The 24163-nt window shown below is 58.9% G+C and carries 20 protein-coding genes and 2 pseudogenes; 5 read left to right on the forward strand and 17 right to left on the reverse strand.

The window, feature by feature from the left end; all coding sequences use genetic code 11:
- The first annotated feature begins 192 nt into the window (after positions 1 to 192).
- A complete protein-coding gene (locus XH80_RS07735; RefSeq protein WP_271598074.1) occupies positions 193 to 1242 on the forward strand; it encodes a LacI family DNA-binding transcriptional regulator in 1050 nt (349 codons plus the stop codon).
- A gap of 273 nt (positions 1243 to 1515) precedes the next feature.
- On the forward strand, positions 1516 to 2445 hold the full coding sequence (locus XH80_RS07740) for a dihydrodipicolinate synthase family protein (RefSeq protein ID WP_271598075.1): 930 nt from the start codon (positions 1516 to 1518) through the stop codon (positions 2443 to 2445).
- Between the two features lie 405 nt (positions 2446 to 2850).
- On the opposite strand, the gene XH80_RS07745 is transcribed toward XH80_RS07740, so the two are convergent.
- The 3 genes and pseudogenes from XH80_RS07745 to XH80_RS07755 all read right to left on the reverse strand — a co-directional run bounded on the left by XH80_RS07745 (position 2851) and on the right by XH80_RS07755 (position 6443).
- A complete protein-coding gene (locus tag XH80_RS07745) occupies positions 2851 to 3576 on the reverse strand; it encodes an FkbM family methyltransferase (protein ID WP_271598076.1) in 726 nt (241 codons plus the stop codon).
- A gap of 202 nt (positions 3577 to 3778) precedes the next feature.
- Positions 3779 to 4661, reverse strand: a pseudogene (gene ltrA / locus XH80_RS07750) (group II intron reverse transcriptase/maturase); the annotation flags it as partial.
- 960 nt (positions 4662 to 5621) lie between these two features.
- The gene (locus tag XH80_RS07755) at positions 5622 to 6443 is read right to left on the reverse strand and encodes a hypothetical protein (protein ID WP_271598077.1); all 822 of its coding nucleotides are present in this window, start codon (positions 6441 to 6443) and stop codon (positions 5622 to 5624) included.
- Positions 6444 to 7154: 711 nt separating this feature from the next.
- Here XH80_RS07755 and XH80_RS07760 point away from each other — a divergent pair.
- Genes XH80_RS07760 through XH80_RS07770 form a run of 3 tightly spaced genes read left to right on the forward strand, consistent with a single transcriptional unit; the run spans position 7155 to position 10285 of the window.
- Positions 7155 to 8408, forward strand: coding sequence for a hypothetical protein (locus tag XH80_RS07760; protein ID WP_271598078.1), 1254 nt, complete (start codon positions 7155 to 7157; stop codon positions 8406 to 8408).
- Between the two features lie 13 nt (positions 8409 to 8421).
- On the forward strand, positions 8422 to 8745 hold the full coding sequence (locus XH80_RS07765) for a hypothetical protein (RefSeq protein WP_271598079.1): 324 nt from the start codon (positions 8422 to 8424) through the stop codon (positions 8743 to 8745).
- Between the two features lie 25 nt (positions 8746 to 8770).
- A complete protein-coding gene (locus tag XH80_RS07770) occupies positions 8771 to 10285 on the forward strand; it encodes a tyrosinase family protein (protein ID WP_271598080.1) in 1515 nt (504 codons plus the stop codon).
- A 182-nt stretch (positions 10286 to 10467) separates the two neighbouring features.
- On the opposite strand, the gene XH80_RS07775 is transcribed toward XH80_RS07770, so the two are convergent.
- The 14 genes and pseudogenes from XH80_RS07775 to XH80_RS07840 all read right to left on the reverse strand — a co-directional run bounded on the left by XH80_RS07775 (position 10468) and on the right by XH80_RS07840 (position 24160).
- Positions 10468 to 10725 (reverse strand): hypothetical protein, encoded by a 258-nt coding sequence (locus tag XH80_RS07775; RefSeq protein ID WP_271598081.1) that lies wholly within the window; start codon positions 10723 to 10725, stop codon positions 10468 to 10470.
- Positions 10726 to 10767: 42 nt separating this feature from the next.
- Positions 10768 to 10992: a hypothetical protein gene (locus XH80_RS07780; RefSeq protein ID WP_271598082.1), complete on the reverse strand. Its 225-nt coding sequence runs from the start codon at positions 10990 to 10992 to the stop codon at positions 10768 to 10770.
- Between the two features lie 174 nt (positions 10993 to 11166).
- Positions 11167 to 12297, reverse strand: a complete 1131-nt coding sequence (locus tag XH80_RS07785; RefSeq protein ID WP_271598083.1) for an aminotransferase-like domain-containing protein — start codon at positions 12295 to 12297, stop codon at positions 11167 to 11169.
- A gap of 19 nt (positions 12298 to 12316) precedes the next feature.
- Positions 12317 to 13894, reverse strand: coding sequence for a class I tRNA ligase family protein (locus tag XH80_RS07790; RefSeq protein ID WP_271598084.1), 1578 nt, complete (start codon positions 13892 to 13894; stop codon positions 12317 to 12319).
- 1 nt (position 13895) lies between these two features.
- Positions 13896 to 14225: a cupin domain-containing protein gene (locus XH80_RS07795; RefSeq protein ID WP_271598085.1), complete on the reverse strand. Its 330-nt coding sequence runs from the start codon at positions 14223 to 14225 to the stop codon at positions 13896 to 13898.
- 24 nt (positions 14226 to 14249) lie between these two features.
- Positions 14250 to 15029, reverse strand: a complete 780-nt coding sequence (locus XH80_RS07800; protein ID WP_271598086.1) for a phytanoyl-CoA dioxygenase family protein — start codon at positions 15027 to 15029, stop codon at positions 14250 to 14252.
- Complete coding sequence (locus XH80_RS07805; RefSeq protein WP_271598087.1) at positions 15019 to 16299, reverse strand: MFS transporter; 1281 nt, start codon at positions 16297 to 16299, stop codon at positions 15019 to 15021. Before XH80_RS07805 ends, XH80_RS07800 begins: the two co-directional genes overlap by 11 nt.
- Positions 16296 to 17777, reverse strand: a complete 1482-nt coding sequence (locus tag XH80_RS07810; RefSeq protein WP_271598088.1) for a lysine N(6)-hydroxylase/L-ornithine N(5)-oxygenase family protein — start codon at positions 17775 to 17777, stop codon at positions 16296 to 16298. The genes XH80_RS07805 and XH80_RS07810 overlap by 4 nt, the downstream gene beginning before the upstream one ends.
- Positions 17778 to 18023: 246 nt before the next feature.
- The gene (locus XH80_RS07815; RefSeq protein ID WP_271598099.1) at positions 18024 to 18293 is read right to left on the reverse strand and encodes an outer membrane protein; all 270 of its coding nucleotides are present in this window, start codon (positions 18291 to 18293) and stop codon (positions 18024 to 18026) included.
- A 113-nt stretch (positions 18294 to 18406) separates the two neighbouring features.
- Positions 18407 to 18635 (reverse strand): annotated as a pseudogene (locus tag XH80_RS07820) (4-hydroxybenzoyl-CoA thioesterase); the annotation flags it as partial.
- Positions 18636 to 19050: 415 nt separating this feature from the next.
- The gene (locus XH80_RS07825; protein WP_271598089.1) at positions 19051 to 19932 is read right to left on the reverse strand and encodes a terpene synthase family protein; all 882 of its coding nucleotides are present in this window, start codon (positions 19930 to 19932) and stop codon (positions 19051 to 19053) included.
- The gene (locus tag XH80_RS07830) at positions 19929 to 21476 is read right to left on the reverse strand and encodes a hypothetical protein (RefSeq protein WP_271598090.1); all 1548 of its coding nucleotides are present in this window, start codon (positions 21474 to 21476) and stop codon (positions 19929 to 19931) included. Before XH80_RS07830 ends, XH80_RS07825 begins: the two co-directional genes overlap by 4 nt.
- A 193-nt stretch (positions 21477 to 21669) precedes the next feature.
- Positions 21670 to 22668 carry a polyprenyl synthetase family protein gene (locus tag XH80_RS07835; RefSeq protein WP_271598097.1) on the reverse strand — a complete coding sequence of 333 codons (999 nt, stop codon included), beginning with the start codon at positions 22666 to 22668 and terminating at the stop codon, positions 21670 to 21672.
- A gap of 154 nt (positions 22669 to 22822) precedes the next feature.
- Positions 22823 to 24160: a cytochrome P450 gene (locus tag XH80_RS07840; protein ID WP_271598098.1), complete on the reverse strand. Its 1338-nt coding sequence runs from the start codon at positions 24158 to 24160 to the stop codon at positions 22823 to 22825.
- Between the last annotated feature and the right edge of the window lie 3 nt (positions 24161 to 24163).

Below are 24163 nucleotides of genomic sequence, written 5' to 3' on the forward strand. Positions count from 1 at the left end.
ATTGGTAATCCGACAAGTGAAAAAGACGGAGATCCGCAAAACTCAAGCAAAACAGACTCTAATAGGCCCTTGCCAACGTCATTTTGCCCAATATGATCAATTGTATCGACGCTGGCGGTATGATAACGATTTCAATAGTATGGTCTGAGGGGGCCGCCTTTTAGGGCTGGCTGGTGGAAAAGAAGTAGGCTCATGGCGTTAGAAAAAGCGGCCCGGATTGACCGAGGCAGGCAATCACCCACTGTGGTGGAAATAGCGAAACGGGCCGGTTGTTCTATCGCGACAGTTTCGCGCGTATTGAATCGGCCCGAAACCGTCGCAATTGACTTAAGAGAGCGCATTCTTCGGCTCGTTGATGAGCTCGGCTATGTTCCCAACGGATCAGCACGCGCGCTGCGATCTTCGCGGTCTCGACTGATTGGCTTGATAGTTCCGACGCTGGATGCAGCGATCTTCACGCGAATGCTCGAAGGTCTGGAGAGCCGGCTGGCACCGGCCGGCGCTTCGCTGGTCTACTCTGCAACGGGTTACGATCTGGATCGGGAAACACGCGTCGTGCGCAACCTGATCGAAAAGGGCGTCGACGGTGTTGTTCTCGTGGGTTCTTGCCACAGGAAGGAAACATTAAAACTGCTGCGTGAGCACAAGGTGCGATATGCTGTAACCTACGCCCTCTCGGACGACGTTTCGATCCCCAGCATGGGTTTTGACAACCGCAGCGGCGGGGCTTTGGCGGCAAACTACCTTGCAGATCTCGGCCATCGGCACCTTGCAGTTATTGCTGGCGTAACGCGCGATAACGACCGAGCATCCGGTCGCCTCGAGGGCTTCCTCGCCATGGCTGAGCGTCGCGGAATAAGCCGCTCCAGTATTGTCGTTGTGGAATCGCCCTACGAGTTCAGCAGGGGTCGAGCAGCCGCCAAAATTATTCTGAACCAAAACAAAAATGTGACTGCGATATTCTGCGGCAGCGACGTGCTGGCTGTCGGAGCGATGCGCGCATGCCAAGAGGCAGGATTAAGCGTGCCCAAGGACATTTCGATGATCGGGTTCGACAATCTCGACATCGCAGAGTATCTCACTCCGGGGCTGACGACAGTTGATGTCCCGGCTCGCCTGATGGGCGAACAGGCCGCCAACTATTTTCTGGCGGATCAAAATTCCCTGGACATCCATGCAAGGGTCGAGCTCGAAACGCGTCTGATCGTTCGAGACTCAACTGCACCCGCGAAGGATCGCTAATAACACGCAGCCTGCGCGCATTGTCTTGTCAGGCTCAATTTTCTGCTCCCCAGCCGCAACACAAGTGTCAGCGAACCTCACAGGTCAAACCACGCCGTTAGCGGCGTTCCGAGAAATTCCGAACCATGTTCGTAGCAAGGTGTTTGCCGGCGAAGACAAGGGTCAGTTCTCGTAACATTGTTCAAGGCGAGCGACATTGGCGATCCCGATCGATGCACCACACCAGTCGCACTTCCGATGCCCCTCAATCCCTCCCCAGAGAGATTCTAACTCATGCAAGATCACACAAGCCAGACCTATGGAGGTCTGTTTCCAGTCGCGCCAACGCCATTCACGGACTCTGGAGATCTCGATCTGGAGGGGCAACGGCGTGTTTTGGATTGCATGATCGATCAGAAGGTCGACGGAATTTGTATGCTTGCCAACTATTCCGAGCAGTTCCTATTGTCGGACGAGGAGCGCAGATTGCTAGTTGACCTCTGTCTGTCACACGTCGCCGGCCGCAGACCGGTCATGGTGACTTGCAGTCATTTTAGCACTCGGATTGCGGTGGAACGCGCACGCTATGCCGCCGAACGAGGCGCAAGCCTACTGATGCTGATGCCGCCCTACCACGGTGCCGGTCTCAAGGCGGATGAAAATCATATGATCGAGCATTTCGCTCGTGTCGCCGATGCGGCGGGAATTCCGATCATGGTTCAGGACGCGCCGCTCAGCGGCGTAACGCTTTCGGTACCCTTTCTCGTTCGGCTCGCACGGGAGGTGCCGCTTGTTAACTATTTCAAGATCGAAGTCCCGTTTGCCGCCGCGAAGCTGCGCAATCTGATCGAGGCGGGCAATGCTGCCATAGTCGGTCCGTTTGATGGAGAGGAGGCCATCACCATGATGGCAGATCTGCAGGCTGGAGCGACCGGGACGATGTCGAGCGCGCTATGTCCGGATTTGTTGCGGCCGGTTTTCGATTATCATGTGGCGGGTCGCAGCGGGGAAGCGGCCGCTGCCTATGCAAAGGTGCTGCCCTTGATCAATTACGAGAACCGTCAATGTGGCCTGCGGGCAGCCAAGACCGTGATGATGGAGGGTAAAGTCATCAGATCTGACGCGGTGCGGCATCCGCTCGAGCAAATTCATCCCCATACGAAAGCCGGCCTGATTGAACTGGCGCGCGAAGTCAACCCTTTGGCGCTCCGCTGGGGCCATTGAAATGGTTCTGCCTGAATTAAGTTGGTCGGCGAACTGACGTGCGAGGCCGAAAGCTCATGCACCTCCGGAATTTAGTCAAGTTCAGAGCTTATCGATGACAAACAACTATATTGCTGGCGAATGGCTTCCGAGCTAATCCATGCTCGGTGCCTCGCGCAATGTGGCGCTTGGGGACCCAGTCCTGGCTGACGCCGGCTCGAGTGGCCTCCTGGCTTGGGAGGTGCGACTGGCGCAACCTGTTTCCGACGTTCGGGAATGGTCCGGTACGCCGGTTCATCCATCCCACTCCTCGAGCTGTGCAGCTCATCATCCTGGCCGGCAAATGCGCCGAGGAGATCGTGCTCCTGCATCAATCAGTGGGGTTCGCCGGAGAGAACTAGCACCGGGCTACCTTTAGTAGCTGCATCAGTTCAATCTCTCGAAGATGACGTTTAGATCGGTGACGGCAGCAAGACGGTACGCTCTGCTCTCCATCAGATCTATGATGCGAGCCGTGTTGCCACCGAGAAAATGCTCACTTGGCTCGCACTGGATTATGGCAGGCTTGATGCGCTCGTGGTCAATGGCCTTGACGAGATCGTAATCTAATCCTTCGCAATCAATCGACAAGAAATCGATCTTGTTTGCATAGGGCGTCAATAGCTCGTTGATGTCTATAGCGCTCACCTCGATATGCTCTCGCACACCTCCTAGGCCGTCGAAGTCTCCGAAGCTCTCGATATGCGCTTCATTCAAAGAAGACAACTCATGAGCGTTTCCGATGAAGAGCGTGGCAGACGCGCGTGAAGTTGGCAGGACAACGGACGGCACGAGAACGTCTCTCGGACGCACTGTCCGGATCAGCGATCCCAATTCAGGATTGGGTTCGACTAGAACACCTTGCGCTCCTCTTTGATACATAAGATAGGTATTCGAGGTGGAGATGGGGTGATTAGCGCCGATCTCGACGTAGAACACGCTCTCCCAAGATCTTTGGCTCTTGGAGAGTCTTGCAGCCAACATTCCTTCCAAAATAACGTCTTCTCCGGCTTGTGCGTAGCTAACTGGGGCGAAGCGCTTGATCCGAGAGTTGGGAAGATTAAGCCTTTCGACTTCCCGGTTTATGCACTCGTTCTCAAGCTCGGAAAACAACGACTTGCCCTTCACATGTAAGCCGTTAAAGATAGCTCTCGCATGGTGGTCATCCCGGGGGCAACTGACTATGCTGGTAGTTGACGACTCTTGACGGAGCCGCCTGCTTTTATCAAAAAGCTCTTCTGGGTCGTGGTCGCGGATCTGTGAGGGCAAAGCCAAATGGCCGAGCTAAAACTGCAGAACACCGAGGCGTCTTGCGAGTTCTTTGCCCGTCGGGGCCGGAAGCAATAGCCAAGGAAGTCAAACTTGACGTTCGCATAGCTTCCTTTCCGCCGGCTGTCCTTACAGTAGATTGATCCTGGTTTTGGTGGGGTGCATCTCAAGTCCGCATTCCGCCAGGCGAGTTTGTAGCTCGGCCTTTAGGGCTTCCGCTTCTTGCTCGCTCCGGCAGTGCACTAGACCATCGTCTGCATACCTACACCATGGGAGGTCAGGGTGCGTCCGCCCCATCCAGAGGTCGAACGTGTAGTGCAGGAAAAGGTTGGATAATATAGGGCTGATCACGCCACCTTGAGGGGTGCCGCGGGTTCGCTCGATAATTATTCCATCCTTGTCCATAGGTGCCGTCAGCCATCGTTCGATGTAGAGCAGCGCCCATTTGCACGTCACGTGCTTCCGGACAGCCCGTAGCAAAAGTTCGTGGTCGATGTTGTCGAACAGACCTTTGATGTCGAACTCGAGAACCCAGTCGTATTTCCAGCACCGCTTGCGCGTGACACCGATGGCATCGAGTGCCGATTTTCTCGGCCGATAGCCATAGGAGTCTGCCAAAAATATTGGGTCCAAGTCCGGCTCAATGAGTTGTTTGACAACCATCTGGGCCACGCGATCCGCTACGGCTGGCGCTGGCCTCCAGCCTTTTTGGGAATGGAGACGGCGCGCACCGGTCGTGGAAAGTAGCTTCCTGAGCTCATCCGATTCCAAAGCTTGTAGAGATTGTTCTGCAAGTCGGAGTCGAACTGCTCGATCGTCTGTCCATCCACACCGGCCGAACCCGCATTGGATTTGACCGCTTTGTAAGCCTCGTACACACGTTTCTTATCGATATGAAACGGCTTGTTTGTCGTGATCGTCGTCGTCATCCTGTTTCCAGTTGCTACGTCAATACGATTGTCCTGACCCGACCCCTTTGCTCCGGCCCGATTACGGGGCCTTCACCGCTCGTACGGGTCGGTCCGCCCCAGGCCCTGGCTTCGGTACTCTCGCCTCGCAGTTTTGGCCGCTTCAGCTTCTCCCTTGGCATCCAGGGACTGGTTCCTGCAGTTCCGCACGAAAGCCTGCATCCGCTTCACGCCCCCTATACGCCGACTGCTATCTGCCCAGTACTCAGGTAACCGACAGATTTATCCCAGAGGATGCGAGCGCCTCCGGTTTTGGCAGTGTCTAAAGCCTTTCGGCGCGTCACCGAGGGTTTGCTCACGCTCGTCTCTCGAATGCTCACCTGCCCGAATTTCATTCGAACTTTTGATCCAACGCTCACCACCACGCCTTTTGAACGCAGCAGCTTGGACTGGTTTGGGACCTGCTCCTGAAAGCCGATCCCGAGGGGCCCGCCCTCATCTTTCGCGCAGCTTATCCCCACGGTCAGTTGTTCATTGCAAACCCCCTTCCGTGTGCATCTGCAGCACACCCCGCACCCGGCTCTTCCCGAGGGTAATCCGCGTCATATCCGCGCCTGCGCCCATGTGCGAGTGATTCGTGGAGTTGGCAGGCGGAGGCGTGCCGTCAGGGTCTCGAACTCCGGCCAGCCCATGCGCCGACTTTTCTGGCTGCGTCTCAGCCCCGCTTCTAAGCCGCGCTATTGCACCCAAAATCGAGTCACTTCAATCTTGCAAAGCGACTTTCAGTGCGTTTTTGAGAGCAACGCACCCGTGATCACAAGCAATGGCCAGTATGCGTTCTAAACGCGCGCCTCTCGTCTTAGTCGGCCATTCGTTCCTCCATCAACCAATGATCTAGGTGAAGCTTGTGCGAAACTTGGTGCGTGCGAAGCATTGCGGATAGTTCGTGCGACGCGTCCAAACTTGCGTCCCTCGGTGGCGTCATCTCGGAGCCAGCGTCCGATTGCCGTTTGAGACTGCGATGCCGATTTCCTGCGCTTGATGCGAAGCCAATGCGACATTGGCGGTGCCCGGCTTAAAGGCCGCTCCGAATGTTATCAGGAGATCGTGCGTCCGCGTTCGCCCAAGCGATGCGAGCGTCGAGCCGTCGCCGGCCGAAAACCGGACGAGCTTCCAGACCGGATTCGCAGTACCGGAGGTGATCACCACGAATTTGACGTGGTAGCTCAACACATCTTGTTTGAACGTATCCCCGGCATCTCTAGGTATCGAAGACGACGGAAGTGCAAGCTCGGACTGGAGCCTATCCCGCAACCACTCCGAGATTCCTAGATGACTCTCCAACAGGAACGACGAACCGTGGAACGAAGGTCTGTCTTGATCACAAGTACCGCCGGAGAATTTGCGAAGCTTATCAAGATTCCAATAATTGCCGAACTTGTCCTCGCGCGTACCTTGGGATGAGAGCGTTCCGCCGAGGCCGAGCGAGCGCGCCTGGCCGTCGGCTAGAGGATCGATGAACGATACGCCGGGATTCAATGCCCCCGTCTCGTCGACCTGAAGGTCGACGGTGGTCTGTACTCCCCATCGAGTCGGCAGCAAGGCGTCGTTGTCATGCACGGCCTGAACGATGTCGCAATAGATCTTTTCCCGGATCTTGAATTCAAGATCGCCGCCTGCTGTCAGTACCGGAGTGCGGGACGTCTCCCACGCCTCCTGCATCTGCGGAACGTAGGTCCCGCATCCGGAAAGGGCTACGCATATTCCGGCCGCCGCTGCGGCCGACGTGATCGCTCGCTTCATCGTGCCCACTCCACGTCACTGCTGCTGTTGCGTCTTCTTGAGAGCGTCGAGCAGCGATTGGAGCGGAACACCGTTAATACTGAAGTTTTCGAAGTGCGCAGCACACGTCCAAAGGCAAGACGTGCGACCGCCCTCCGAGTTCTTTGCGACGTTGCAAGCGGCGCGATCACAGTTGATTTCCTGGGCCGGGAGAATGTCCTGGCAGGCCGGCTCCTTCTGCTTGGGGCAGAGGATCGTTTCACTGCGGACGGAATTTGCAGCGCAGCACATTAGAAGGGTAGCGATGAGAAAAGAACGAAACATTTTTGCCCCCATAGAAATACAATTGCAAATTGCCGCATAACGAGGTAACAATCAAGTCATCGATATCAGCGATTTTCGTCGGGACGTTATGCAAGACGCCGTTTGACTAGGCCTGCGTAGGGCCAGGTCGGGTTCTATTTTCTGCTTTAACTTTCGACCCGTCCTCAAGATTCGAGCAGCACGATTAATTCAACTTCGCGGAGGTTTTCCGTGAGCCCTTTTTCATTTCGAATAGATTGCGTTCGCGTCCTCGCAACTCTCGCTTTTGCCGTTCTTCCTGCCGTGAGTTATGCGGAGTGCACGGCAGACCCTCAGTGGCTACCGAGGACCCCGACACCTACCTTCGACCGACCGCCGCCGCATCCGGCACCGGATTGTGTTTTCTACAAACCTGCCTGGCACAACTTCTTGTTCGCCGCCCAACCTGTGAACGGAAATCCGGCCTTCCTCTCCTATCCGACGATTGGTGATGTTTTCGGAGCTGCAATCGGATCGAAATTCGCGTCAAAGAGGCTGAACCTGTTGGCTGTGGCGCCCCGCGCGTTAAAAGGGTCGAACAACTTCACCGCTGATACGATGAGATTCCCGGGACCGAGCACCCCCGGCTCCATAAACGCAGGGGTGCGTCAAGCGGGATTTGCAGGCCTTCTGATCGATCAGAGCGGCCAACCGATCTTCTATGCCATACATATGAACCAGAGGTTCGTCGACTTCGTTCGAGCAAAGAAGCTGACCACCAAGGCGGAGATCGAGAGCGCCGACCCCAACCTCGAACTTCCAACGGGATCGGTCGAACTTAAATCTGCCTGGCGCGTCGTTCCCAAGGGTAGCATTCCGTCGAATTATATCACGGTTACCGAAGCCAGCGTTCCAACGCTAAAGCGTAATGGCCAGCATCTGGAAATCGATGAATCCGCGCCGCCTCGGACTGAGACCGTCGCGCTACTCGCTCTTCACGTAGTGTTCAGACCCGAAGGCCATCCCGAATTCGTCTGGGCGACCTTCGAACATGTGAATGAAAACGGCGTACGCGATCTGGCACCGGCTGCTGCAGCTCGACCCTCCGTCGACAATGGGCTGCCGGGCGGCGTCGACGGACCGATCAGTGCACAGGACTTCACGCTTTACAAAAATGGTACCCTCGCGTCGGCAGCGAACCATTTTCTGAAGGACGATGCGATGGTGACCTCGTTTGACGAGAAATCCCAAACATTTCTCAGCGGTGGGAAGCCGGTTGAAACGTCTATCTATCGGTTGTTCGCTGGATCAAAGTCGGTTGGAACGGGTATAGGCGAAGATGGTGATGTCACCGATCTCAACACGTCTATGACGTCACTGTTTGCGCAGAGCGCTCCGAACGACCCGCGTCGCAATTATCGGCTCGTGGGGGCGATCTGGATGGATAAACCGCAACTCCTCACGGTGGACATGCCTATCGTAAATCCGGCCGGTATGGATACAGACGATCCGGCTGCGATCGTCGCCGGCGAAGATGGTCTCTCGAGCATGGCGATGGAGTCCTTCACCCAGAATAGCTTCGTCAACTGCTTCAGCTGTCACGATACGCAGGCAGTGACGGACAGCAACGCCAACGTCGTATTGAGCGCCAGGAAGCTGAACGTCAGCCACATTTTCTCGAAGTTCGTCATCGACTCGAAATAGCGAGGAGACCGAAATGGGTTTCGATCAAGTCAAAGGCATCCTCGATCAAGGTATGACGACATGGGTCCAAGCCAAGGGGAGGCCGGCCAACTTGCAGGGCCACGGCGCGACGTTCAAATGGGACACCAAGGCCGATCTCCTCGCGGCGTCGGGCCATGGAAAGCGCCTCATTCAACCGGACGTCATTGGCCAAAACGGCGCCGCCGCCAACCTAGTGATCGATCTCCGGGCGGGTATAGACAGCCCTCTGCTGCGCATGCCGAAGGGCGGCCCATTTATACCGGATGATCAGATCAAGATTATCGAGGACTGGATCACGCAAGGGTGCCCGGACTGACGTCCCGACTCGCAGGAGAACCAAAATGACACTCACGCGAAGAGCGATACTGTCGTACGCCGCGCTTATCGGCCTACCTCAGGTCGTCGTTCAGACGGCGGTCGAGGCGCAAACCGGCCCCGTAAGAACCCGCCAAAACGCCAAAACATTCTCGCAGGACCCTCAGAAGGTGGCCGCCTTGCGTGCCGGTGTCGGCAAGATGAAGGCCAGGACCAAAGCAAATCAGGATGATCCACTCGGATGGTATTACTGGTCGGCTGTTCACGGCACGACCGACGACCCTGGCAGTCTGGGCAAGATCTATAATCAGTGTGAGCACACGCGCTTTAGGCCAAATCCCTTGCGCCCAACGGCCGTGGCTGAACATTTCATCTCGTGGCACCGTCCGTTTCTATTCTTCTTCGAGGCAACACTCAAACGCGCCGCCCAAGAGGCCGGAGCGACGACCCAGTTCGATCTACCTTACTGGAATTGGTATGAAGACGAGGACGTGCCGAAGATTTTCACTGAAGGCAACGATGCGACTAATCCGTTGTGGCACGCCAGAGTGAACGAAAGCGTCAATAGCGGCGCATTATCGCGGTCGCCGCTGGACCAGAAAGCCCTGTTGCCGCCCTCTGTGTCCGACTGGCGTAAGTGCTTTTCGATCCCGTTTGAGCTGGATCCGCACGGTGCCGTTCATAATCTGATTGGCGGAGATATGGGAAACATCTTGGCTTCGGCGAGAGATCCGGTTTTTTGGGTTCATCATGCGAATATCGATCGGCTCTGGACGGTCTGGACGAAGATGGCCGGCCATACGAACCCGAACGACACGGCTTGGAAGCAAACGACCTTCACGTACGACCAGGCTGGCGACATGAAGCAGACGGCTGGCGCGGTGGTAGATAGTCAAGGCTCGCTCGGATACCGTTATGATGACGAGGCACCACTTCCGGCATTTCAGCCGGCTGTGATTGCCGCAGCCACCATCCAAAGCGACACACCGATGCCTCTGCCTGGTCCCACAGCCAATTCAGCTATGGCTACTGTCGCCGCGGCGAAGCCAGTGGCACTCGGCGCAAGTTCTGTGGCGGTCGACCTCAAGCTACCGCAATCGGCCCAAACGCAGCTCCATAGTCTCACCACCGCTGGCACTCCGCCCGGTCCTGGCGCAATCACCGCAGCATGGCTTGTCCTCGAAGACGTCGAGATCGGAACCGACGGCAAGAACGGCGGTTTCAGCTTCAACATTCTGGCGACGTTACCGGACGGGCAGCAAGGCACCCGGCAAGTCAAGGTAGGTCAGCTCGGTACGTTCACTTGGCCTACCGATGACGGGGGCCACGGCGCCCACGCGGGACATTTGGCGCCTGTATCGCTGACCATTCCGCTGAAGGATGTACTTTCGGAGCTTGGTTTGTCCAATCCTGGAGATCTCGCCAACGGGCTACGTGTGGTGTTTCAGGCCCAGCATAAGGAGAAGCCTGGTGAACCTCCAAAGGAATTCGTGAGGGTGGGGTCTATTTCGATCAAGACATCGACCGCGCCATTGCAATGAAGGCCGACGTCGCCAGCATCAAGGAGGCGGCGTTCTGTTGTCGGCACAGTCGTTCGAGGGCTTGATTTTGATCCGGCCCCTCGCCAGGGTCGTTTATGATTTGAACTCTGCTGTAGCGGCATTTCTGTCGACGGGACGGCCGAGCCGTTGCGGCCTACGCCCTGCTCAAAAGCGGGCGGGCCTCACTTCAGATCCGGCCGGATGAAATTCTTGTAGAGCTGGTTTTCAATTCTCTCCACTCGTGGGGTGGCTTGTCGTTCGTGTTTGAATGCAACGATCCACATGCTGGCCGCGAACACGAGCGGCGGCAGATTTGTTGCGACGGCGATTGCCGCCATCACGACGAAGAACGTCTCGGAGGTGACGTCTGCCGCGAGAGAAACGACGAAAAGACCCAAGAAAGCCAGAAGTCCATCTATCAGGACCAGTGTCCGTGCCAACGACCCTTCCCATAATCTTCGGCCCAACTGCAGAATACAGAGCTAAAGGGCCAGCTCGCTGTAAGACTGCGTTATCTGGAACGATTTCGCCGCAGCATTGGCGTCTGAGCCCAGACGTCCGTTAATTTCTTCCAGATGCTCGTCGATGACGGATAGAGATCTTTCAGTTTTGACGCTCAGCGGTTCGTAGAACGAATCGAGCGCTCCGAACCCAAGATTTGCTCCGACAGCTAGTTGCAGGAGGCTTGACAAGTCGCTGAGCGGCATAGCGCTACTCGCGTCCTAGGCTGGGGGCGCACCAAGGCGACCTTGCCGGCCGGGCAACAAAGCAGGACGGCGACTTGTTGTGTCCTCGCGAGCTATCTCTCTTCAGAAGTGTCGGCGCTGGGAGCTGGGCCTCGTCCCAGATCGGAAAACTCTGCTGAAACGTACCACGCGTGCCTAGCGGTTAGCATGCAAGTGACTTAAGCGGTCCAGCCCCTGCTCAATGAGAGATATTGGAAGATAGCTGAAACACAGGCGCAAGTACCGGCCACTTCGTGGGCCATAGTTGCGACCATTTATAAGGTGCACGTCGTGCTCGCGGCTTGCCGCTTCAATAAACCTCTTCGGATCCGTACCCAGAAGACGAACCCAGAACGAAAAGCCCCCGCTTGGCACGCTATATTCCGGGTCGCAAATCCGGCTGCACTGCAACAAGCTATGTACGCTGTCTCGCTTCGCTCGGTAGTGCTCGCGCAAGCGTGTTATGTGCGAGTCAAGAGCGTTCGATTGCAACAACCCCAAAACGATGTTACTTAGAACCGGACTTACGCCCCCGTCGCGTTTGAGGTGCGCAAGCCTATGGATGATGTCCGACTCCGCAAGCACCCAGCCTACCCGTAGCCCCGGTCCGGCAATTTTCGAGATGCTATGGACATTGATCACGTTATTGCCTGGCGCCAGCCAATGCGCTGGACCGTTGTAGGGTAACTCAGCATAGACAAGGTCCTGCACCAAGAGAGCGCCACTGCGGGCTAGCAGTGACGCCAATTTGGCCACATAGTCGCGCGACATCTGGCGTCCGGTCGGATTATGAAATGCTGGCATCGTGTAGAAAAGCTTCACCCGGGCATTGGTCTGCAGCATTGCCTCGACTTCGTTTAGATCCACTCCCTCTGCGGCCAGACCTAGCTGGACCACGGTTGCACCCGCGATCGAAAACGTACGCAGTGCACCCAAGTAGGAGGGATCCTCCGTCAGGACCACGTCACCGGGGTCAATCCAGCTATCGGCAAGCAATTGTAAGGCCTGTGAAGCTCCACCCGTAAGCATAATTTGGTCATGCCGCACACCGTACCTCAGTGCGAGCTTTGTACGGAGTTCGGGCAAACCCGCCGCATCCGTATACTGCGGAAGATCTGCGAGAGCCACACCTGTACCTCCGTCAAACCCGCCCGGCCACGGCAGTTCTGCAAACATCACCGGGTCAGCCAGCCCGTAGCCAAAATTGATACCATGCTTCGCACTCGAGGAGTTGAACGGCGCGAAACCCTGAGCGATAGCGCTGCGTCTTGAGATGCGGGAATTCATGGCTTCATCATTCGGATCGTCATGATTGCGAAATCTGTTCTTTGCGAAAGCGCTTATTGTACTCCGCGGCAAAGTTTTCGGGTATTGGCGCGCTGAAACGGGGAAAATCCACCGACGTCTTTGGCTGGGCTGCTACGGCGAAAGTCTCGAGGGACGGCCGCCATGCACCGCCAAAGTAATGCTGGCCGTAGCCCATCGCTAGCTCAGGTACTACGGGATAGAGGAGGCTCAGGAACAGCGAGATCTGCGCAGCATTCCATGTCCAATCGTCTGCATGTGCAAAGCCAGCTAGCTCGAAGCACCTGTCGATGATATCAAGCGCATCCCAGAAACGAAGTCCGGTGACCGCTTCGGCGTAATCTTCAGCGAAGCGTCGGAAATTCGGAGAGAGTTCGGCGCTCTCTACTGTACGTGCGTTTTCTGCACACCGCCGTAACGCATCTTCCCAGACCCGCATGTGTGACGCTGCCGAGATGAGTCCGTCGAGATTAAAATCGTTTGCGTCGGTTCCAAAGGGCTTGGCCACTCGCGCCAGCGCATAACGGAGTACGTTTGGTCCTACGTCACGCGCCACTTCATCGGCCCAAAGAGCATGGTCACGACTAGTGGAAAACTTCTCGCCTTCCAGCTTGTAGAAATCCTGGACGGAGTGATTTTTTGGAATTCGGTAACCGCGCGCGAGTAGAGCGCCGGCCACACCTAGCGTGTAATAGAAGCGATTATCTTGCCCCATGAAGAAGAGAAGTTCGCTATTCTCGTCGTGCAACGTCGCGTTTGCGTCCAGACCTAAGCGGGCGCATTGCTCGCGAATTCCGGTATCGAAGCACCAGAGGCCCTCAAACCATGTAAGCAGCGTTTGGCCGATCAGAGAGTCCGGCTGTTTTAGCTCCACACCGTGCCTGAAATGGCGGGTCATCGGCAAGCCGCGCACCTCCCGGTGTAGCCAAGCGCGCGCCTTGGCGCGTATCGGCTCGGGCCATCCGCTTTCTCCAATGGCCTCGTGCAGTGAGTGAGCGAGACGTGGCATGTCGAACACGGCCTGCGTGATGGGTCTTAGCACAAGATTGCGGCCGCAGGTGACGTGCCGGGCGTCGCAGATTGTGTCGTGCTGAAGAGCCAGCCCGCAGTTCTCACACAGGTTGCTGTCGCAAGGCGATGAGCAAGCCGGGCAACGGCCAGTTGCGAGCGAGTCCGCAACGAGCTCATCGCAATCTTCGCAATACAGTTGGACGCCCTGCCGTACGTCGACGTAGCCGGCCACCTGCAGCTCGCGGAATATCGTCAGCGCATTTCCCTTGTGAATCGCGCTCGACGTGCGCACGAACACATCAGGCGTAATTTGCACGGCGCGCAAACACTCTAAGATCTTGTGAACGTATTCTTCTGCGACCTCGCCAAAGGATCGGCCGAGCTTTCGTGCCGTTTCTAGCGTATGCGTGCCGTGCTCGTCCGAGCCGGTGATGTAGTAGGCCCGATGGCCGGTCATGCGTTGCAAGCGGACGAATATATCAGCGAGTAAATACACACCGCCGACGTGGCCCAGATGTAGTTTGCCGTTAGGGCAAGGCGGCGCGGGACAGACAAAATAAGTGCGCACGTCAATCCCACCAGATCGAGATGAACTTGAGAGTGCTCTCTTGGCTGATATTGCGAATAGTGTGCGTCTGATGTGGCGACATGTAACACAAGGTCGCTTCGCTAACATCACGGGCCTGACCGTCGACTTCGAACTCTCCACGACCAGAGATCAGCAGCCACAGCTCGTGCTCCTGATGATCGTGCGGGTCGACCGCATCGCCTGGAGCGAGCTCCACGACTGAAGCGCCAAATGCTGGGCTGAGACCCTCCGGGAGATGTTCTAAAAGGCGCCAGACCAGAACGCCGTATTCGGTTCTCATCAGAGAATGATCGAGCTGTGTCGTGTACACGTTGGTCTTCCTCAGAAGTGGCTATCAGTCGCGATAGAATATGCCATTGGGACGCTTTAGGTTCTCAAGATCCGCCAAAGCTTCCTCTGGTGGGTTGTAGGCACGCTTCATACGGTTGTATTCGGTGCGTGTAGGCCCCCCAGTGGTTGCGCGCTGGAATACCAAGTGAATCGCACGTCGCGACCGATCGCTCTTGTTTGGCAAGGAGTAATGGGGCGCATAATCGTCGAAAATGAATACATCGCCAGCTTTCAGTCGCACCGGCTCCCATGCGAATGTCTCGGCGATCTCCGGGTGAATCACACCACCGGCATCCATCGGAAACATTCCTTCCTTATGGCGAGCTGGCGTGAAGAAGAGCCCACCGTTACCCGGGCCGGAGTCGTCCACGGCGATGGATGCAATTGCGTGCACCATGCGTTCGGGTATCTTGTGCGGGACATGATAGATGTCCTGATGAGGGCGGTATCCGCCGCTGTCCGGATACTTGAAGATCAGAAGTTCCTTCAACATCCGTGTCTTCTCATTCAAGAGCGTCTCGACCGCTATACGAATGCGGCCATCGGCTAAGAGGGCGCCCCTTAGAGGGGCATGGTAGTCTAAGAAGTTCTCGGCCTTTGAGATAATTTTTCTGCTGTCACTCGTCTTCTCGAACCACAACATCCACTTGTCGGAGCTTACATCCCAACGTGCAACTTCCTCAACGTAACGAGAAATCTTGTCGCGCGTCGCTGGATCGAAGAACTTCTCCAATCGAAGGTATCCATCTTTATTCCATTTCGATTGTTGCGCTTCAGTCAGCATGTGCGAGCTCCTTCCTAAGATGAGACGGATCAGCTGTGCATCTGCCGAGGCGGGTTGCTAGCACCGCATTAAGAGCGGTCGCGCTCAATAGGCTCAGCAACATCACGTCAGGACCGAATCCACGGACCAATTGCCCTCCGACCATAGGAAAGCCGAAGAGCCCGAGAAAGTATGCGAGGGTAAAGATCTGCGATGTAGCGGGCACGGAGACGCCGTGCTCGCCAGCGAGATTGACGGCTATCGTATTCAAGGTTGAATAACTCAACCCATAGCCGGCGGCAAAGAGGACAGAGGCCGCAATATAGAGTGAGGTGCTGCCACCGTTGAGAAGGAACAGTACCAGAGACGCAGCGGTCAGTAGGATGAGCGTGAGCGCCAGTCGGCGCAACGGCAGGCTGCCCATGAGGTGAGCGACTGAGAGGCGCAGTACCACGCTCGTAGCAGTAAACACGAGAAAGAACAGATCGGGATTCAAGTGACGTGATGCGGAATACGCGCTCTGATATGTGGACAGCCCCGCGAACATGCAGGCTGAAATGGTAATCATGGCGATCGGGAGTGCTGTGCACTTCTGAAGCAGTGTCGTAGTCGCGGCCAGTGTAATTGCGATATCTGGCATAGCCAGTGCCGATAGCCTCGACGTCGCGCGTCTTGTAAGGTCTACGCAGGCGGCGGCGATCACGCACGCAATCGCAAGCACCACGTAAATCGTTGCCAGCGTGCCAGTGTATTTTGCAAGCAAGTGACCAAGTGGAGCTGCCAGGCCGAGCCCAGCCATTTGTGATCCGGATAAGACCGTTAAATACTGAATACGGGCTGAGGGCCGTAGATGGCGGATTATCTGCAGCGGTGCCAAAATGAAGAACACCGACCAGGCAGCGCCCACCAGCAATCCTCCACCGTACGCCGCTCGCGTATCGAGGGCAGCGCCGGCAAAGGCAAGCATGGCTAACGCCATAAACAGCGATGCGACAGTCAACGTGGGCAAAAGGCCCATCCGCTTTGCCAGCCACCCTGCCAAGCAACAGGAAACGAGAGTGCTAGCCATGCCGCTGGAAATGACAAGACCCGCGGCTTGACCATCCGTTTCGAGCGCATGCATGTAGTCCGGCAATAGAAAGCTAGTGCCGTAAGCTGCTGCAATGAAAATGGAGGCAATAAAAAATGGTACAAAGGCGCGGTAGTCGAGCGTGCCCGAAAGCTGGTCGGCAGTGTTGGCCGTTCCATCCGCAATCCGGCCCTGCAGCGGTGAGGTCGAGCCGCCGTTCATGTGCCACCCGATACCTGTCGGGTTGATCGCATCGCAACCCCACCGGCGTCTCGTTCAGACGCGTCCGAAGGTGCGTAAACCTGAATCATCTGCCTATCGGATGTATTCAAATAGAACGGTCGGCCGAGGAGGCTATTGATAATTTGACTGTTACGGTACGCGACCAAAGATAGATTGGCGCTCTGCAATCCGTGCTGCACGCGGCTTTGATTTTGTAGATATATTGGTCCTGGCATGGGCCGACCGAAGCGGACTGCGTAGTCCACGCCAAGTACTGGCAGGCCATCTTCCATACACGCTCCCTCGAGCAAGGCCTCCAAGAAGGGCGGCGTACGTGGCTGGAAACCAGTAGCAAGCACGATACGATCGACGAGGATGCAGGTATTTCGTTGCGTTGCGACCTCATCTAGATCTACTCGCCAGCCCTGTTTGTGGGAGGTAATGTCTTTCACGACTACGCTCGGCAACACACGAAAACGATCGGCCAGCGTGCCATCTACGGTGCGTTCGTACAACATTTCATATAAGCGGTTGCACAAGTCGACGGAAATGCCATCGCTCGTAAGCATCTCGCCCTCGACCAAATCGCGGCGTCGCTGAAGCGGTAGAGCGTGAAAGCGATGGCTATACTCGGGCGTGTAAGCCTCATTCACGAAGCTGTTGTCGTCGATGGCAAAAAAGTTCGAACGCGACGTTGCCCACGTGATCTGAGTGGATACAGAACGAGTAAGAATGTCCTCGATAATCTCAGCCCCGCTCTGACCGCCTCCCACAACGAGCACATGCTCGGCCGCATGCGGTAGCGGCCGCTCGAGATAGTCAGCTGCATGGTAGACAGTGCCACATAGGTAGGATCTGGCGCAGGCGGGGATCCGGGGCTCTACGCCAACACCAACAACAACAGCGCGTGCTAAGTATGTGGTCGTATTCGTGTTGATGCGGTAGCCGTCTCTAAAGGGAATGACATCCTTGGCGTCCTCGGAGAAGCGGAGCGTCTTGAGTCGCCCTGCGACCCAGCGGTAATACTCAATAAACTCCTGCCGGGACGTTGAAGCATTGCGCTTGTTGACAAAGCTGTAGATCCGACCATGCAGTGCCAAATAGTTGAGGAATGAATATGGGCTAGTAGGATCGACCAGGGTCACGCAATCCTTGAGCGGCGACACCTGTAGGCGACTGTTCGGCAGCGCAAGGCCTGGATGCCAGACAAGCCCGTCTCGCTTCTCCAGGAAAAGTGCGCGGAGCGGAGTCGGTTCAATAAGCGCTGCAAGACTAAGGTTAAATGGGCCGATCCCAATTCCGATGATATCCAGGATTTCCACAGAAGCCTCCTTGAACTCGTGTAAGTTCTTGTCGTTGGCGCTCGCGTAAAATCTGTCCGGGTCCGGGTACGTCGCTTCATTGATTAAGCTCGTTTGTGTGACTTGGGATGGGGCAGCGGCTTGGCCTGTAGCCGCGGCAGTGGTCTGTCTGCTCATTAGCAACCGCCATGCCACGTACAAAATCTCGACTGCGCCTTGTTGGACGAGAAGAACATGTCCAGCTACGGCATTTCGTGCGGAATTGCCCAGGCAGCTCTGTCGGATTTACGACATTCCGGCGGCAATCGGACATACACATGAGGAATTCGGCGCGCAGGGATCTATGGTTGAAGACCAACACACCGTGAGTGCTCGTCTACACCGACAATGTCGGCTACGTTGACAAGCGCGTAACGGCACTCGCTAGCCGTTTCCCCTGGGGGTGGCGCCAAAATGATAGCTCAATCCGATCTTTCCGACATGATAGTTCCTAGACAGGCTCGTTGTGTTCGCCGGAAGAATTGCCAAAGGCGGATCTTGCACGGTGGCAGGAGTCGCGACACTCGGCCCGCCGAAATGCAGATAGTCATACTCGGCTGTAAACGACCATGCGGGCGTGAGCGCCTGCTCGACGCCCAGCCCGATGATGCCCCCGAGACGACCATAGTCGAAATCGGTTTTCTCCTGTGGCAACCGGCCCCCTCGTAGTTATTGACGAAGTCGCCCTGATTGTTTTGCCAAGCCACGCCTCCCTTGATGTAAGCCAGTGGGTCGCCCAGCACGCCGAACGCGTATGGTGCTGCTGCGACGGAACGGGCAACAAAGGCAAAGCCTGGCGGATCGTTCCGCGTTTCCTTGAGCAGCGCTTGCTGATTGGTGCCGAGCAGGCGCAAGTAATTCGTTCCGCCACGTTCCATGAAACGCAAAAAGATTCGCGCGATAAACAATCTGGCCGGCGTCGGAATCTTCAAAGTAGACACGGACCTGCATGTAGTGCCGTCCGTCTCGAACTTCGCCGTCAAGAGAGACTGTCACAGCGCGGTTCCTCTTATTGCGCGTCCGGGACCCTCATACAGAGGCGTTTTTCTGAGCAAGCGCCAAAATCTTGAGTTTGGCTCCAGCTGCCGGAAGCACAGCGGCCTGAATGCGGCAGGCGTTGCGCTGCTGACGTCGACTTCGGACGAATGTATCGAAGATCTATCGTCAGCGCGTATTGCGGGAAGTGCGCATAAGAACGTAGGCGGAGTTCTGCTGCTACCGAAGCTGCATCTCTGGGATTTCGCGATGAGCGATGGCAGCCCCTTTCATCGGCAATCCATAGACCAACTATCCGCTTCCCCAGGGCTCTCTACCACTGCGTATTGCACGGTGGACTACGAGGGCATCCGCCGGATCGGACCGAAGGCAGCCGCGCACGCCGCCGCCTCCCGCGCGTTCACGCCGGCGCACGTTAGCCTCCTCCCGCAGCGTCGCTGCGGTAGCGGCTGGTCGAGGTCTGGTAGTACTGCGCGCGGATGGCCGCCATGGCCTCGATCAACGGTCCCCAGGGCGCGGGAAAGCGTTCTTTCGCTATCACCCGATCCAGCATGCGCGTATGGCCGGCTAGCTCGTCGTTGAGGAACTCTACCACCGGCATAGCCGGATAGCGCTGCAGCAGCAGGATCGCCGCGTTATCGGCCTCGCCGGCGGACCTGTCCATGTCGCGTCCATGCAGATCGTTCTGCAGGCGCCCTATCGCGGAGATGAGCCGCAGGACCTGGCGAAACGCCGGACGCGCGCGCAAGGTCGCCATGTCCAGTCCCCACAGCAACGACAGGCAACAGAACACGTTCGCGTAGGCGATCGAATCGATGCCGTTATGCAGGTGCTCGGCGTAGGACCAGCTTCCCGCCCCTGCCGCCTGCGCGTGTCCGGCGCGCAGCGCCGCGCAGTAGCACCGGGTATCGTCGAGAAGCTGAGCATAATCGCGACGATCGTAGGCGAGCGCGGCCAGCGAAGCGCGCAGCACAGCGCAGCCCTCGAATCCGGGGAGCGCGCACGGCACGCCCTGCCCCAGTGCCTGCTCCACCGCGGCGAGCTGCTCCGGCGCGATCAGGCCAAGGTCGTTGCAATCGTCCAGCCAGAACAACAGCGCCAGTTCGCGATAGAACGCCACGGTCAGCGTTTCGTCCTGCGGATCGCGGCCGGTGCGGGCACTGATGTCGTGCAGACTAGGGTAGATGCGCTGCAGGATGTACTGGCCGCCCCTGACCGCTTCCACGGCGTGCTCATCGGCGAACCCGGTCAGGGAACGCCCCCACTCCAGCACCTGCTGCATCGCGCGTTCGGTCATGGCGCCGCTCCTGTTCCCTCGGCCAGGACGCGCCGCCCCCAACCAAGCGCCAGCCACAACCCGGCGAGTTCGGCCACGCGCACGACCCGGGTGGGGCAATACAGTTCCTTGCCGATCCACAGCGGAGTCTGCGGCAATGCATGCGCCGCGTGGCGGGCGAGCATCCACTCCAGCGCACGCGCCACCGCCTGCGCAATGCGCCGCCGCCCTGTCGGCTCTTCGCTCCCGTCCATCACGTGCAACGCGAACAGCGCATAGGCAGTTTCCTCGAATGTGGACACGCGACCGGCGCCCCAGCCGCCGTCGTCGCGCTGCGCCTGCAGCAGCGCCGCCAGCGCGCGCTCGTCGCGCCACCGGGGCTTGCCTTGCGCCAGCGCTGCAACCGCATGCGCGGTGGGATACAGCCACGAAACGTGCCATTTTTCGTTGTCCCAGAGACCGTGCGGGTTGCGATTGGCCTCGACGTAGGCGCTGGTGCCGGCGGTGGGCTTTCCCAACAGTCGCAACGCATGCAGGGCATGGATGTTGGTCGACACCGAGGCATTGCGTTCGCCGTGGAAGGTGACGAACAGCTCGCCGATTTCGAAATGGCGCAACGCATCGACCGCCCGGTCGCGGCCTGCAAGGCGCAGGACGCACAACGCAACGGCGGTGTCGTCCGCATCTGCCGCGAAGTGCACGGCCGGGCCCAGACCGCGCACGCCTAGGCGGGCGTCGAGCTGCGCGACGATCACGCGCACCGCCCCGGCGAGCGCCGGATGCGCGAACAGACCGGCCAGATGCAAGGTGTACAGCGACCAGCATGGCTCGAACACATTGATCGGCCAGACGTTCGGAACGACACCTTCGATGCCGCTGCGCGTCGCTCGCGATGCCGCCTGCAGATACGCGTCGGCGCGCCCGACCTGCGGCGTGCTCCCCTGTGTCACGGCGTGCGCACGCCACGCGGCGGTGGCCGCCGGACTGATGCCGATGCTGCCGTCATCATCTGGCCATGCGGTTGTCGGCGACGTCCCCCAGGCTTCCCAGGAGTGCAGCAACGGATGGCCGCTCGGCAACGTCGCCACGGCGCCCAGCTTGACCCGCGCTTGCCGCAACGGCAACAGCGCCGGGTGGCGCGGAAACGCCTCGCCGCCCGGCAAGGATACGGCCTCGTCGCAAAACCGCGGCAGGATCAGCTCCGTGCCGATCGGCGCGTCGTCCGGCACCGCATGCGCATAGGGATCGGGCTGGCGCTGGAGGAACCGCGTTGCAGCCTGCACAGCGTCGGCAGCGCCGGGAAGCGAGTCGACACGCTGCAATGCCAGCAACGCCGCCCACGTCGGCGCATGACGGAACAGCGGGAAGTCCGCGCTTCCCCATCCGCCATCGGCCTGTTGCTGCGCGATGAGCCACGCGTATGCGTCCTGCCGACCGGTGACGTTGCCGCGGAACTGCAGAGCTCGCGCCGTGTCGTAGATCGATGGACCGACGCTGCCGCCATCGCGCATCTCGCACAGCAGGTAGCGCAATTCGGAAAGGATCTGTTCAGCCAGCGCGTTCACGCGGGATGTTCCTTCTGCAGACGGTGGACGGGAACCAGGATCGGGCAGACGCCGCGCACGTCGCCGCAGGCCCGTCGCTGCCGTACTGGGCGACCGCTGCGATCGGCGCCGCGGGCTCGGACACAGTGCAGCATGCACCGCTGCCGCCGGCCGATCGCATGGCACAGGGGCGACTCCATGCGTACGGGCGCGCTCATGCGCATGGCGCGTGCTGGAACAGAGATGCGTCGGCCCGCTGCAGGATCTGCGCCAAGCGTTCCGCACGCGCCCCCAACGGGGCGACGGCCTCCCCGGCGTCGCGCAACAGATCCGACACGAACTGGCGCGCTGCCTGCAGCCCCATGATCGACGCGCAGGTCGGCTTCCGCGCCGCCGCGTCCTTGCCGGGGGTCTTGCCTAGGGTCGCGGTATCCGCTGTCGCGTCGAGAATGTCGTCGATCACCTGCAACGCCAGGCCGAAACAGGCGCTGTAGCGATCGAGCGCACAGTACAGCGCAGCGTGCGCGACATCCTCCGTGATGGCGCATAGCGCGCCCATACGAACGGATGCGCGCACGAGCGCTCCGCACTTCATCCGGTGCATCACCAGGATCCTGTCCAGCTCGACGTGCTTTCCAACCAGCGACAGATCCATGGCCTGCCCGCCCGCGGCACCCTCGACGGACACCGCCTGCGCCAGTTCGCGCACGAGCGCGATACGGTTGTCGCCCGGCGCATCCAGGCTCGCCAGGGTTAGGAAGGCGTGCGCCTGCAGCGCATCGCCGACCAGGATCGCGGTGGCTTCGCCGAACTTGACGTGCACGGTCGGGAGGCCGCGGCGAAGCACGTCGTCGTCCATCGCGGGCAGATCGTCGTGGACCAACGTACAGGCGTGCATCATCTCGATGGCGGCACCGACGTCATAGAGCATGTGCGCCGGCGTGTCGGCCAGTGCGCCGGCAGCCAAACAGAGCAAGGCGCGCGTGCGCTTGCCGCCGTGCAAGGTGGCGTAGCGCATCGCCGCCATCAGCTCGGTCTCACCGTCGTCTTGGACGCAGAGAAGACGCGCCAGCGCCTGTTCGACCCGCTTTACGCCGTCCTGCATCCAGATCTCGGGCAGCAGCCTGCCGGATGCGCCGCGCGCCTGCGCGCCCAATCCGCGGTTCGCGGAAACGCCAGCTCGGTCGTCGTGTGGCGTGGAACCGGTCTGCATGTTGTTCATGTCCTTGTACCTGCCAGGAGACAGCCACGACGAGCGGCGAGCCGCCGCGGTGTTGCAGGCCCCGCACCGAGCGCGCGCGCCGAGTGCAGCAATGCCGCTCGCCGCCGGCGCCGCTGCCTCACCACACGGAGCATGCGATGCCAACTCATGAGAATCCGATGCGGGTAGCCATAGACGGATGTGCGGTCGGGTAATAACGCCGGCCTTTTTCGACGCCGCTCAGCAACCGCGGCCTCACCCCGGCCTCGTGCATGGTCAGCGCCAAGGCGATACAGAACTGCACCAGTTCCAGCCATGCCAAGTGGTAGCCCATGCAGACGTGTGGGCCAGTACCGAACTGCAGCATGTCCACCGGCCGGATCGGGTCGGTGCGTTGCAGCCACCGCGCCAGCCGAAACTGATCAGGCGCCTCGTGCAGCAGCGCCGAGGTCGAGAAATGCAGCAGCGGTATGCACAGATCGGTGCCCGCAGGAATGCGCCGTTGGCCGAGTCGCAATTCACGCAGTGCGCGACGCACTAAGAGCGGCGTCGGCGGATGCACGCGCAGCGTCTCGCGGAACAGCGCCTCGGCGATCGGACACTGCGTCAGGTCCGCGTGCCGGATCGGCACCGCGCCTACGCGTTGCGCCTCCTCGACCAGGGCGTCCCACAACCCAGGCTGCCGCGCTAGCTCGATCACCATCCAGGCCATCGTCGAAGCGGTGGTGTCGTGACCACCAAGCAGCAGCAAGCGGATATTGGCGACCAGGACGTCATCGGAAAGCTCATCGTCGCTGCGATCAAAGGCGCTCACCATGTCGTTGATCAACCCGGTGCGCGAGGCATGTTCGCGCGCGGCGCGGACGAACTCGCGCAACCGCGCATCGATCCAGTCGCGGGCAGCGCGGCCGCGCCGCAAGGGCAGTCCGGGCAGGTCGATCGGGGGCGCGACGACCAACTGCAGCAGTTGCCGGTACTTGCGATGCCATCCCCGCAGGTCGTGCGCGGGGATTCCCATGAGACTGAAGATGAGCTTGAGCATCAGATCGCCGGTTTCGCGCAGGATGGTGACGTCGCCCCGGTCACGCCACCTCTGCACGCGCGCCTGGATGACGGGCGCGAACAGCTCGCCGATGCCGGCCTGGGTCAGCCCCTTGGGCAAAAGCGCCGCCTGGATCGCATCGCGCGCCTGCCGGTGCGCGATGCCGTCCTGGGCGACCAACGTTCCGCCAAACAATTCGGGCGCGATGTCTTCGATCAGCGCCGAGGACACGTCCTTGTGCCGGAGCAGTGCGAGAGCATCCGGATCCATGCAGGTCATCAGGTGGCCGACAGGACCAAAATCCAGCCAGAAGTGGCTACCCAGCGTCTGTTCCGCGCGCCGGAGCAGGCGCGGCAGGTCTCTGGCGATGGCGGGAAGATGCCCGACCAGCGGGAAAGCGCCGGGCACGACCGGGATGTCGTGCCGCAGGCAGTGTCGACGGTCTAACGGGTTGAGCAGCATGTC

Origin of the sequence: Bradyrhizobium sp. CCBAU 45384, assembly GCF_028128665.1 — a bacterium.
Classification (GTDB): Bacteria; Pseudomonadota; Alphaproteobacteria; order Rhizobiales; family Xanthobacteraceae; genus Bradyrhizobium; species Bradyrhizobium manausense.